Source organism: Corynebacterium sp. AOP40-4SA-5 (genome assembly GCF_052377355.1).
Lineage (GTDB): Bacteria > Actinomycetota > Actinomycetes > Mycobacteriales > Mycobacteriaceae > Corynebacterium.
In genome coordinates this window covers 65,302-77,437 of the sequence record NZ_JBQSWS010000016.1, presented here as the reverse complement: position 1 = coordinate 77,437, position 12,136 = coordinate 65,302, and the positions used below count along the sequence as shown (strand labels likewise).

Sequence of the window (12,136 nt, the reverse complement as noted above, 5' to 3'; positions counted from 1 at the left end):
GTCAGCTATGCACTCCGTATCGCGAAGAGCCCATTTACCCTGCTAGAAACATAGCTGTGCACTGATGGTGCAATTTTGCGTGGAGAGTGCAATAATATCGCGCATGGCTAAACTCCTCTACCGGATCGGACGATCCGCATACCTCCACCGGTGGCGCTTCATCGCCGTCTGGCTCCTGCTCCTCATCGGTGCGGGCACCGCCGCCGCGACCATGATGAAGCCCACCTCCATGTCCTTCACCATCCCCGGGCTCGAATCCGTCGAGACCCAGGAGGAGATGGGTGAGCTCTTCCCCGGCGACGGCGACGACATGGAGGCCCCCACCGGCACCGTCGTGGTCCGCGCCCCCGAAGGCGGCTCCCTGACCGACCCCGCCACCAAGGCCGACCTCGACGCCCTCATCGCCGACCTGCAGGGTGAGGACGCCCTGGTCGACACCGAGTCCATCGTGGACCCGGTGACCGCCGCCGCAGGCATGGAGCAGCAGCTCACCGCGGCCAAGGCCGAGCAGGGCATGCCCGAGGAGCAGATCCAGGCCGACCTGCAGGCACTCTCCCCGCTCAGCGAGGACGGCCGCACCGGCACCTTCACCGTGACCTTCCAGGGCGACACCGCCCAGGACGTCTCGAGCGAGGACATCACCGCCGTCACCGACACCCTCGACGGTGCCGTCACCGACAACCTCGACGTCTCCTACAACGGCAACGTCTTCCAGGTGCAGGAGATCGGCGGCACCGCCGAGCTCATCGGCATGGCCGTCGCCGCTCTCGTGCTGATCATCACCTTCGGCTCCTTCGTGGCCGCCGGACTGCCGCTGATCACCGCCGTCGTCGGCGTGGGCACCGGCATCATGCTGATCTACGCCGGCACCGCACTGACCGACTCGATCAACAACATGACCCCGACCCTGGCCTCCATGATCGGCCTGGCCGTGGGCATCGACTACGCCCTGTTCATCGTGTCCAGGTTCAGGAATGAACTCGTCGCCTTCTCCGGCGGCAACAACATGACACCGAAGGAACTCGCCCAGGCGATCAAGGGCACCACGCACCGGCAACGCGCGCACCTGGCCGGACTGGCCGTGGGCAAGGCCGGCTCCGCCGTCTGCTTCGCCGGACTGACCGTGATCATCGCGCTGACCGCGCTGTCGATCATCAACATCCCCTTCCTCACCGCCATGGCCCTGGCAGCGGCCCTGACCGTGTTCATCGCCGTGATCGTGGCGATCACCCTGCTGCCCGCCATCCTCGGCGCCTTCGGCACCAAGTCCTTCGCCGGACGCGCCCCGTTCGTCAAGGCGCCGGACCCCGAGGACGAGAAGCCCACCATGGGCCTGAAGTGGGTCCGCCAGATCCGCAAGCGTCCCCTGGTCTTCGCCCTGAGCTCCGTGCTGCTGCTCGTGATCCTGGCGATCCCCGCCCTGGGGCTGCAGCTCGCCATGCCCACCGACGACTCCGCCAAGCTCGGCAGCCCGCAGCGCACCGCCTCCGAGTGGGTCAACGAGGACTTCGGCCCGGGGCGTAACGCCCCCATGGTCGCCCTCGTCCAGACCGACGACCCGGAGCAGGGCATGGCCGCCTTCGGCACCGCCGTGGAGCAGATCAGCCAGGTCGACGGCGTCTCCAACGCCCAGATCGCCCAGGTCTCCGAGGACGGCACCGCCGCCCAGGTTCTGATCACCCCGACCACCGGCGCCACCGACGAGGCCACCAACGACACCCTCCAGGCCCTGCGCGACGCCGAGACCACCTTCGCCGCCGACACCGGCGCGAACTACTCGGTCACCGGCGTGACCCCGATCTTCGAGGACATCTCCGACCGACTGTCCGACGTGCTCATCCCCTACGTGGCCATCGTGGTGGTGCTCGCGTTCGTCCTGCTGGTCGTCGTGTTCCGCTCCCTGTGGGTCCCGCTGATCGCCGCACTCGGCTTCGCCCTGTCCGTGGCCGCCACCTTCGGCCTGACCGTGGGCATCTGGCAGTGGGGCTGGCTCGGCATCACCAACGACCCGCAGCCGATCATCTCCTTCCTGCCGATCATGCTCATCGGCATCGTCTTCGGACTCGCCATGGACTACCAGGTGTTCCTGGTGACCCGCATGCGCGAGGGCTACGTCCACGGCAAGACCGCCGGCAACGCGGTGGCCAACGGCTTCAAGCACGGTGCCCGCGTGGTCACCGCCGCCGCCCTGATCATGATCTCGGTGTTCGCCGCCTTCATCCTCATGGACGAGCCGTTCATCGCCGTGATGGGCTCCGCCCTGGCCATGGCCGTGCTGATCGACGCCTTCGTGGTCCGCATGACGATCGTCCCCGCCGTGCTGTTCCTGCTCGGCGACCGGGCGTGGAAGCTGCCGAAGTGGCTGGACAAGATCCTGCCCAGCGTCGACGTCGAGGGTGAGGGCCTCGTCGGCCTCGAGGCCCCGGAGGACACCGGGACCACCGGCAAGCACGAGAAGCAGCCCGCCGCCGTCGGCGCCGACACCCCGGACGGCACCCACGGCGAGCACAGCGCTCAGGACGCCGACCAGCCCGGTGAGACCGATGGCCGCTGAGGAAGCACTCTCGCTGCGGGAGCAGAAGAAGGAGGAGACCCGGCGCGCCCTCGCCCGGGCGTCCGCCGAGCTCCTGCTCGCCGAGGGCAGTGACGGCATGACCGTCGCCGCCGTCGCCGAGCGGGCCGGCGTGTCCACCCGGACATTCCACAACTACTTCCCCCGCAGGGAGGACGCCCTGCTCCTCTTCATCGAGGAGACCATCGACGAACTGCGCCAGCAGGTCGAGGACGCCCCGGCCGAGGAGCACCCCCTCGACATCCTGCGACGGCTCATCACCGACCGCATCGACGAGGACGGGACCCCGTCCGACGACCCGGGCACGCTGCTCAACCTGCGTTCCATCGGCGACCACCTGAGCTACAGCACCGGCCGCGAGGACCGGGAACGGGTTCTGCACATCGCCGACGGACTGCTGGACGCCCTGCACAAGCGGTCCGAGTCGACGATGAGCCGCCAGGCCACCGCCCTGATGCTGATCTCGTCCCTCGCGGCGGGTTCCATCGCGGTGGAGGCCAGCGCCGTGGGCGACAAGCGCGCGTGCATGGTGCTGTCACCCGGGTGGGCGTCGTCCGACCGCAACGCCTCGGAGATCATCGACGAGGAGTTCGGGCTGCTGCGCGAGGGCTTCGGCGCCTGACGCGACCTGCCGATAACTGCCAACGACGGTTTCTGTCTAACGGCCGGGACGAAGTAGCCACTTCGCCCCGGACGCCGGACGGAAACCGTCGTTGTGCGTTCGGGACGCCCCGGCCCGCTCAGAGCAGCGCCGCGACCGCCATCGACAGCAGCAGCACCGCCGTCGCGAGCATGATCAGTGAGAGGACGACTGCGCCGATGCGTCCTCCCCTGGTCGCGACGTTGAAGGTGAAGTTCGTGCCGCTGCCGGTGTCCACCATCACCCGGTCGCTGCCGGGGATCTCCACGAAGAGCAGCCAGCGTCGCCGCCGTCCGTCGGAGTGGGGATACTTCTTGGCGATGGCGTCCGACTTACGTCCGCCCACCACCAACAGCCATATGGTGGCGGCGAGGATGCCGAGCATGCCGAGGGCGTCGAGCAGCCCGGCGATGCTGCGCAGCCACGGGGCGTTCAGGCCGAGCATCAGCAGCGTCAGCGAGGTCGACAGCATCACGCAGTACCAGCCCAACAGCGGCTGCATCACGCGCAGTTCGTGCCAATGCCGTCGAGCGTCGCCGAGCGTCTTCGATCCGCCCGGCTCGAACAGGGTGCCGGAGTGCATCTGGAGGAACGCTCCGGCACCGGCCATCGCCAGCACGCACAGCAGTGGCCCGAGCAGGATGTTGACCAGCAGCGTCCCCATCGACTTCGGCGCCCAGGCGTCCGGTTCGCCGGTGAACCCCCAGTGCGTGGGCATCGGGTCCGGCAGCGAGCCGTAGGACGCGACCAGGGCCAACGCGGCCAGAACGGGCGGCACCACGGCCAGTAGATAGAGGTGGCCCGGCATCTTTACCGGCGGGTGGTCTGCTTTCCGAGGTTTTTCGTGTGATTCCGCCGACATGCTCTCAGAGAGTATCAGTCCGAATGAGCCTAACCTCCGACACGCCGTCGCGGCAGGTGTAACGTGACGTCGGTAAGCATTCTCAGGGCGGGGTGGAAGTCCCCACCGGCGGTGAAAGCCCGCGAGCGCCACCTCCACCAGGTGGGTCAAGCAGACCCGGTGTAATTCCGGGGCCGACGGTCATAGTCCGGACGGGAGAGAAAGGCTGGACACCTCATGTCCGCAGTACTGTCGTCCCTCCAGGACGGCCTCACGACATTCCTCAACGCCCAGTGGACGATCGGCGACTCCGCCGTCCTCTGGCGCGAGATCATCGGCAACGGTTTCGGCATCGCCTCCGCCATCGGCGGTATGCGGAGGGTGGTGTGGGCCTGGCCGGTGGGCATCGCGGGCAACGTCCTGCTGTTCACCGTCTTCCTCGGCGGTGTCTTCCACACCCCGCAGGACCTGGACCTCTACGGGCAGGCCGGACGCCAGGTCATGTTCCTCATCGTCAGCGTCTACGGCTGGTGGCAGTGGCAGCGCGCGAAGACCGCCGGGCTGCGCGAGCCGGCGGACACCGACCCGTCGCGCTCGATCCTCTCGGAACCGGCGGACACCTACGAGGCGGTGCAGCCGCACTGGGCGTCGAACCGGGAGCGGGTGGGCATGCTCGTGGTCGCGGTCGTGGGCACCTGCGGTTTCGCGTGGGTGTTCAGTGCACTGGGGTCCTGGGGTCCGTGGGCGGACGCCTGGATCTTCACCGGCTCGCTGCTCGCGACCTTCGGCATGGCAAGAGGCTGGACGGAGTTCTGGCTGATCTGGATCGCGGTGGACGTCGTCGGCGTGCCGTTGCTGTTCACCGCCGGCTACTACCCCAGCGCCGTGCTCTACCTGGTCTACGGCGTGTTCGTGGCCTGGGGTTTCGTGGTCTGGGTGCGGGTTCAGCGCAGGAGCGCCGAGGTCACGCCTGAGCCACTGTCCGTCTGAGCTCCCCGACCTGCTCGTCGGTGACCTCGGCGACGCTGGCCGGGGTGAAGTGGGCGTCGCGGTCCTTGTCGACCAGCACGGCGCGCACCCCCTCGGGGAAGTTCGGCTGGCGGCGCAGCAGGCGTCCCAGCGCGTACTCGGCGTCGAGCGCGCCGCGCAGCGTCGCGTCCGCCGAGTGGTTCAGCAGGACGGCCGCGGCGAACAGCGACAGCGGGTTGGCGGGCGCGAGCAGGCCGCGGACCTCCTCGGCGAAGTCGCCGGACGCCGCGGCGAGGCGCGCGTCGACCGCCGCCCAGTCGTCGCCGGCGAAGGTCTCGGCGATCCACCCGAGGTTCTCCTCCAGGCAGGACGCCTCCTCGGGGCGGTGGGTGAGCGTGAGCGCGGCGTCCAGGCCGTCCTGCAGCAGGACGTCCTGGAAGCGCTCGGCCTCACCGTCCGGCAGACGGTGGGTCGCCAGGCCGCTCCACAGCAGGTCGGCGGCGGTGATGCGGTAACCCGTGGTCGCCAGGAACAGGCCCACGGCGGTCCGGGCGTCCTCCGGGACGTTCGGCAGGTGGGTGAAGGCGTGGGAGATGCCGACGTCGGTGATGAAGCCGATCGCCATCTCCGGCATCGACGCCCACGTCCGGTCGGTGACGACACGGACGTCGGCGTGTGCGGAGACGCCGAGGCCGCCGCCCATGGTGATGCCGTCGACGAGGGCGACGGTGGGCTTCGGGAACGTCGCCAGCGCGTGGTTCATGTCGTACTCGTCGCGGAAGAGGTCGTCGCCGGCGGTGTAGTCGCCGGTGAGGTCTGACTCGCGGACGGAGCGCACGTCCCCGCCGGAGCAGTAGGCCTTCTCCCCCGCCGAGCACAGCAGCACCTGGCGGACGTCCGCGTCGTCGCTGAACCGGTCGAGCGCGGCGGCGACGGCGTTGATCATCTCGTGGTTGAGCGCGTTGAGCGCCTTCGGCCGGTCGAGGGTGACGATGCCGGTGCCGTGCAGGGACTCGACACGCACGAGAGGACTTTCGGGGTACGGGGACGAGGTAGCGGAAGCCATGTCGGCCATGGTGGCACGGAACCGCGGAAGATGCTTCGGGAAACACCGGTCACCACACAGTCATTTTGCTATCGTGACACAAAGCACACCTTCGTCCCGGATGGAGTCCGAATGACACCTTCGCCCAGCCCAGCGCCCACCCCCGCGCCCGCCACCGTGCGCATCGACCCCGCGGTCCGGTCCGTGGGGCACATGCTCCGCAACCGTATCGGGGCCACACCCGACCGTAGGGCCTACAGCTACCCCGTGTCGCACGCGGGCGGGGACGAGACCTGGGAGGCCGTCACCTGGGCCGAGCTCGGGACGCAGGCCACCGAGGTCGCCGGCGGACTGATGTCGTTGGGGATCGAGGCGGAGGACCGCGTCGCCATCGCCAGCTCAACGCGCTACGAGTGGGCGTTGGCGAACTACGGGATCATGTACGCCTCCGCGGCCACGGTGACGGTCTACCCCACCTCCATCGCCGACGACGTGGCGTACATCCTCGACGACTCCGGCTCCCGCCTGGTCTTCGCCGAGGACGCCGACCAGCTGGGCAAGCTCCTCTCCCTGCGCGAGTCGATCCCGGACGTGGGCACCGTGGTCCTGCTGGAGGGTGAGGTCCCCGCGGAACTCGCGCAGGACGCTACCGGATGGGCGGTCACGCTCGACGAGCTCCGCGCCACCGGCCGGGAGTACATGGACGCCAACCCCACCGCCGTCGACGACCGGATCGACGCCACCACCCTGGAGCACCTCTCCACCCTGATCTACACCTCCGGGACGACCGGACGGCCCAAGGGTGTGCGGCTCCCCCACCGCGTGTGGGTGTTCGAGGCGCACGCGTCCGAGCAGACCTCCAACTCCGGGCCGGAGGACCTGCTCACCATCGACGACAAGCAGTTCCTGTGGCTCCCCCTGGCCCATGTGATGGGCAAGCTGCTGCTCGTGCTGCCGTTGCAGATCGGTTTCGAGACCGCCATCGACGGGCGGATCGACAAGATCGTGGAGAACCTCGGCGTGGTGAAGCCGACGTTCATGGGCTCGGCCCCGCGCATCTTCGAGAAGGCCTACAACGGTGTGGCGACGATGATGGCCAACGAGGGCGGGGTGAAGGAGAAGCTCTTCCACTGGGCCAGCCGGGTGGGCGTGCAGGTCTTCGACGCCGACAACGGCGTCGGCTCCGCGGGCACGTGGGTCCGGCTGCAGGCGAAGATCGGCGACAAGCTGGTCATGTCGAAGATCCGGGAACGTTTCGGCAACAACGTGCACTACTTCATCTCCGGCTCGGCGGCGTTGAACACGGACGTGGCGCGTTGGTTCGGCGCGGCCGGCATGCCGATCCTCGAGGGGTACGGGCTGACCGAGTCGAGTGCGGCGTCCTGTCTGACGCGGCCGCAGACCTACCGGGCCGGCTACGTGGGCCCGCCCCTGGACGGCGTGGAGGTGCGCATCGCCGACGACGGGGAGGTGCAGCTGCGCGGGCAGGGTGTGATGGACGGCTACCACAACAACCCCGAGGCCACCGCCGAGGTGCTCGACGCCGACGGGTGGTTCTCCACGGGTGACATCGGCGAGATCGACGAGGAGGGCCGGGTCAGGATCACCGACCGCAAGAAGGAGCTGTTCAAGACCTCGAACGGCAAGTACGTGGCACCGGCCCAGATCGAGGCGAAGTTCAAGGGCCTCTGCCCGGTGGCCAGTCAGATCGTGACCGTGGGGGACGACCACAGTTTCGTCTCCGCGCTGATCACCCTGGACGACGAGGCGGTCACAGCCTGGGCCGCACGCCAGGGACTGTCGGGCAGCTACAAGGACATCGTGCGTGCCCCGGAGACCCGGGAGATGGTGCAGGGCTACGTGGACGAGCTCAACAGCCACCTCAACCGCTGGGAGCAGGTGAAGAAGTTCACGATCCTGCACCGTGACCTCGGCGTGGAGTACCAGGAGGTCACCCCGTCACTGAAGCTGCGCCGCAAGGTGATCCACGAGCACTTCGAGCGGGAGATCGAGGCGCACTACGCCTGAGGGGCTACTTGCCCTTCTTCTTGTTCTTCTTGGGCTTGCGCTCCAGCTTCGACGCCAGGTCCGGCACGTAGCGGAACTCGGTACGCGGGGGACGCTCGTAGTCGGAGGCCACCTCCGGGCGCTCGGGGATGTGCGGCGGGGTGTGCTCGACCTTCTCCCACGGCACGGAGGACAGCAGGTGGTTGATCACGTTGATGCGTGAACGCTTCTTGTCCTCGCTCTCCACCGTGTACCAGGGGGCCGTGGGAGTGTCGGTGTGGGCGAACATCTCGTCCTTCGCCCGGGAGTAGTCCTCCCACCGGGTGATGGACTGCAGGTCCATCGGGGAGAGCTTCCACTGGCGCAGCGGGTCCTCGCGGCGGGAGGTGAAGCGGGCGACCTGCTCCTCGTCGGAGACGGAGAACCAGTACTTGCGCAGCATGATGCCGTCCTCCACGAGGAGCCGCTCGAAGATGGGTGCCTGGTGCAGGAAGCGGCGGTACTCCGGGGCGGTGCAGAAGCCCATGACCCGCTCCACGCCGGCGCGGTTGTACCAGGAGCGGTCGAAGATCACGATCTCACCGGCCGAGGGCAGCTTCTCCACGTAGCGCTGGAAGTACCACTGCCCCTGTTCGCGGGACGTCGGTGCGGGCAGTGCCTCGACCCGGCAGTAGCGGGGGTTGAGGTACTGGGTGATGCGCTTGATGGCCGAGCCCTTGCCGGCGGCGTCGCGGCCCTCCATGATGACCACCACGCGGGCACCGGTCTCCCGCACCCACTGCTGCATGTCGACGAGGTCCGCCTGGAGCTTCTTGAGCTCCTTCTCGTAGGCGACCTTGTCGAGCTTCGGCGGGCGGGTCGCGGTCGGGTTTTCGGCAGGTGCGTTCCGTGACGTCATGTCTGACGAGTTTACCCCGTCACTCCACGGAGAACTCCGCCATACGGTCCCACTCCCTCTTTCCGGGGATGGAGGTATTAACGATCTGCGGGGTCTCGGACAGCACCGTGGGGAAGAGCTCGCAGGCGGCCTTGAAGTGGTCGCTTTCCACGTGGGCCCCGTCGGCCCCGTCCTCGAAGGCCTCCACCAGGAAGTACTCGGTGGGGTCGTCGGTGCCGCGGAACCAGTCGAACCACAGGTTGCCGGCCTCGGCGCGAGTGGCGTCGGTGAAGTCGGCGACGACCTCCCGGAAGTTCTCGACGTACTCGGGCAGCGGGCGGAATCGGACGTTGATGAGGATCATGACGGCGATTCTACGCGTGTCCGAACATGCAAAACCCCCGCACTGTAGGTGCGGGGGCTGGTGTCGCTAGGGAGCGACTTACGCGTCGGTGTCAGCCTCAGCGCCGGTGATGGAACCGGTGATGGTCTCCAGGGCGGAGGTGAAGAAACCGGCGATGGCGTCAACGATGGAGGAGATGATGTCGATCATGGGAAGACCCTTCGATAGAAGTATATGAGATTCTGCGGCGTTGCTCATGCCTCGCTGCTACAGGAACGATACCGATGAAAGTCCCGCTGTTGTTACATGGGGAAGACTATATACCCCCGTTTGGGGTGAAAACGATCGGCGTTCACCTTCCTGAACAGCTGGAACGATAAAAGAATCCGCGCACCAGCCCCGTTCATCAGGGGCCCGGTGCGCGGATTCGCGAAAGGCAGGCACACACGAAGATGTGCTCTCCGTGCGGGTTCATCACGTCCGCACATGTTAAACATACCTTATGTCGGGGAACGTACCTATTCCCCACACGGACATACAGAAAGCCCCCGCACCGAGGTGCGGGGGCCAACGTCGCTAGTGCGAATTACTCGCCAGCGCCAGCGATGGAGCCGGTGACGAGCTCGATGGCCTCGTTGAAGAAGTCGCCGATGGAGTTGACGATGGTGCCGATGATGTCCAGCATGATGATGCCTTTCGATAGAAGTATATGAGGTTCACAGCGAAGGATTAACCTCGCTGCATCACATAGCCTACCGACTGAGTTGTTCATGTGTTAGACAAGCCAAACTACACACCCCAAAAAGGGGGCTTGACTATCCATAGGCACTGTTCATGGCACTTAAGCAATCGGTCGCCCGGGGGACACGGGCTGCAACGGCAGGTCGCGAATGGTCGCCGTCCTGACGCTACCCGTAGGTCCAGGTCAGAATAGTGATGCAGAAATGGCTATATGCTCATACTGAATTCAGTCAGCGTCGGCCCGGATCACCCGTTGTCGACACCGACCTCCTTCTCCGGGCCCTGGTTCTCCATCGCATCGTCCAGCTGCACGCGCAACCGCTCCACGTCGTCGACGGAGAAGCGGTCCTCCCCCGCCACCGCCACCAGACCGTCCAGCACGGAGGTGCCGTAGTTGTGGCCGTGCCCGTTGGGCACGTTGCCCGCACGCGGCAGGTCCAACGTGACCTGCCAGAAGGTGACGATCGGCATCCACTGCATCGTCGGCGACCGGTCGAAGCCCGGCGGCTCCTTCAGCCAGTCCGGCTCGCGGAACAGCAGGTTCGGCGACCACCACACCACCGGGTCCGAGGGGTGCTGGACGTAGAGCACACGCGAACCGTCCCAGGACGTGCCGCCGTCCTCCGGGTCGTTGATCCACCGCTGGATCTGCTCGGAGTTCTCCGCGAACCGCACCATCATGCCGCCGGAGTACTCCGGGTCCACCTCACGGGTCCCCGGGTCACGACGCGTCACGAAGTCCCGCCACAGCTCGTTGCTGTTCGGCGGGCCCAACCACAGCACACCGTCCACCGTGGAGGCGATGTCACGCACACCGGAGAACCCGCCCTCGCCGGCCGTGGTGCCCAGGGACTCGCCGTACACGTAGAGCTTCGGACGGTTGTCCGCCGGCAGGCGCTCCCACCAGTCGGCGACCGCGTCGATCAGCTCCTTGCCGGCCTCGCGCACCCGGTTGCGGTCCGTGATGAACTGCAACGCGCTCGGCAGGTAGGAGTACTGGTCGGCGGCGATGGCGGTGTTCCCGTCGAACATCAACTCGAACGCCTGCGCGGCGGTGGGGTTCACCCACCCCGTGCCCGTCGTCGGCGCGACCATCAACGCCTCACGGTCCTGGGCGTTGGTGCGCTCCAACTCGTCGACCACGTTCAGGGCACGCGCGCGGTCGGTGTCGCCGTTGCTCAACCCGGCGTACACCCGGATCGGCTCCTCGGCGGGACGTCCCGTCAGCTCCTCGAGCTGGTCCTTGTACAGGCCCAGCGCGGTGAACCGCGTGCCGTAGGCACCGAGGTCCTCCCACTCGTTCAGCGACCCCGGCCCGCCACTGCGCTCCGGGACCGTGGGCTCCACCAGGTCCTCGCGGATCTCCTGGTCGCGCACCGAGAAGATCCGCTCGCTGACCCGCAGGATCGTGCCCGGCAGGATCTGGTCGGCCACGAACACCGTGACCACACCGACGACCGCCCACGACACCAGCAGCTTCAGGCCGTACCGGGTGTGCTGGCCGGGTACCGCGCGTGCCAGCAGCACCGTGCCGCGCACCACGATCTTGCCCACCAGGTAGAAACCCACCCACAGCAGCAGGCCGACCGGCAGCACCTTCAGGAACTCGCCGGCGGAGTATGCCTCGTCGCCCATGATGTCGGCGATCTGCTGCTGCCACTGCACCGCGAAGAGGATCCACACCAGCAGCGCGACCACGATGACCGCGATCAGCGCGACCCGCAGCCGCGGACGCCACCGCGGCGGAATCGTCCGCCCCCGGGTCACCACGGTGATCAGCGGCTCCACCAGGTCGCGGATCCACAGGACCCACACCCACTGGAGCACCACGCCGACCAGGTGGCCCGTCGCCGCCGACAGCCCGGCGGCCACGCCCTGGAACAACCAGTCACGCGTCAGCAGCGAGGGGGTCAGCGACAGCGCGAACATCAACGCACCGACCACCAGCCCCCACGTGCTGGGCTCCATCAGGCCGCGCAGGAACCCCCGGTGCTCCGGCTCGGGCTTCGCCCCGTGGTCCTGCCGGACGATCACTCCGGGGAAGTCGGGCGAGTTGTCGTCCTGAACCACCTGCACCACTCAGCCTCCACGCACGTCAACG

The 12,136-nt window shown here is 67.5% G+C and carries 9 protein-coding genes and 1 riboswitch; of the genes, 4 read left to right on the top strand and 5 right to left on the bottom strand.

The features are described 5' to 3' along the window. Positions 1 to 103 precede the first annotated feature (103 nt). Together ACT3S3_RS10645 and ACT3S3_RS10640 are read left to right on the top strand one after the other, a co-directional pair. Positions 104 to 2,554, top strand: a complete 2,451-nt coding sequence (locus tag ACT3S3_RS10645) for an MMPL family transporter (RefSeq protein ID WP_444615197.1) — start codon at positions 104 to 106, stop codon at positions 2,552 to 2,554. Further along, positions 2,544 to 3,194 (top strand): TetR/AcrR family transcriptional regulator, encoded by a 651-nt coding sequence (locus ACT3S3_RS10640; protein ID WP_444615198.1) that lies wholly within the window; start codon positions 2,544 to 2,546, stop codon positions 3,192 to 3,194. The genes ACT3S3_RS10645 and ACT3S3_RS10640 overlap by 11 nt, the downstream gene beginning before the upstream one ends. 118 nt (positions 3,195 to 3,312) lie before the next feature. Here the strand turns inward: ACT3S3_RS10640 and ACT3S3_RS10635 are convergent, their stop codons facing one another. Then, positions 3,313 to 3,990: a DUF1648 domain-containing protein gene (locus tag ACT3S3_RS10635; protein ID WP_441579852.1), complete on the bottom strand. Its 678-nt coding sequence runs from the start codon at positions 3,988 to 3,990 to the stop codon at positions 3,313 to 3,315. 158 nt (positions 3,991 to 4,148) lie between these two features. Next, positions 4,149 to 4,281: riboswitch (FMN riboswitch) on the top strand. A gap of 9 nt (positions 4,282 to 4,290) precedes the next feature. On the opposite strand from ACT3S3_RS10635, the gene ACT3S3_RS10630 reads away from it, so the two are divergent. Continuing rightward, entirely contained in the window at positions 4,291 to 5,043 is a 753-nt protein-coding gene (locus ACT3S3_RS10630) for a nicotinamide mononucleotide transporter family protein (protein WP_441579851.1), read from the top strand. Here the strand turns inward: ACT3S3_RS10630 and ACT3S3_RS10625 are convergent. After that, positions 5,018 to 6,088 (bottom strand): 3-hydroxyisobutyryl-CoA hydrolase, encoded by a 1,071-nt coding sequence (locus ACT3S3_RS10625; RefSeq protein ID WP_301442719.1) that lies wholly within the window; start codon positions 6,086 to 6,088, stop codon positions 5,018 to 5,020. The genes ACT3S3_RS10630 and ACT3S3_RS10625 overlap by 26 nt on opposite strands. A gap of 111 nt (positions 6,089 to 6,199) precedes the next feature. Here ACT3S3_RS10625 and ACT3S3_RS10620 point away from each other — a divergent pair, with 111 nt between their 5' ends. Further along, positions 6,200 to 8,095: an AMP-dependent synthetase/ligase gene (locus ACT3S3_RS10620; RefSeq protein ID WP_444615199.1), complete on the top strand. Its 1,896-nt coding sequence runs from the start codon at positions 6,200 to 6,202 to the stop codon at positions 8,093 to 8,095. A 4-nt stretch (positions 8,096 to 8,099) separates the two neighbouring features. On the opposite strand, the gene ppk2 is transcribed toward ACT3S3_RS10620, so the two are convergent. The 3 genes from ppk2 to ACT3S3_RS10605 form a co-directional block, all read right to left on the bottom strand. Then, positions 8,100 to 8,972 carry a polyphosphate kinase 2 gene (ppk2, locus tag ACT3S3_RS10615; RefSeq protein WP_301442721.1) on the bottom strand — a complete coding sequence of 291 codons (873 nt, stop codon included), beginning with the start codon at positions 8,970 to 8,972 and terminating at the stop codon, positions 8,100 to 8,102. 19 nt (positions 8,973 to 8,991) lie between these two features. After that, on the bottom strand, positions 8,992 to 9,315 hold the full coding sequence (locus ACT3S3_RS10610) for a putative quinol monooxygenase (RefSeq protein WP_301442722.1): 324 nt from the start codon (positions 9,313 to 9,315) through the stop codon (positions 8,992 to 8,994). A 966-nt stretch (positions 9,316 to 10,281) separates the two neighbouring features. After that, positions 10,282 to 12,114: an alpha/beta hydrolase gene (locus ACT3S3_RS10605; RefSeq protein ID WP_301442723.1), complete on the bottom strand. Its 1,833-nt coding sequence runs from the start codon at positions 12,112 to 12,114 to the stop codon at positions 10,282 to 10,284. Between the last annotated feature and the right edge of the window lie 22 nt (positions 12,115 to 12,136).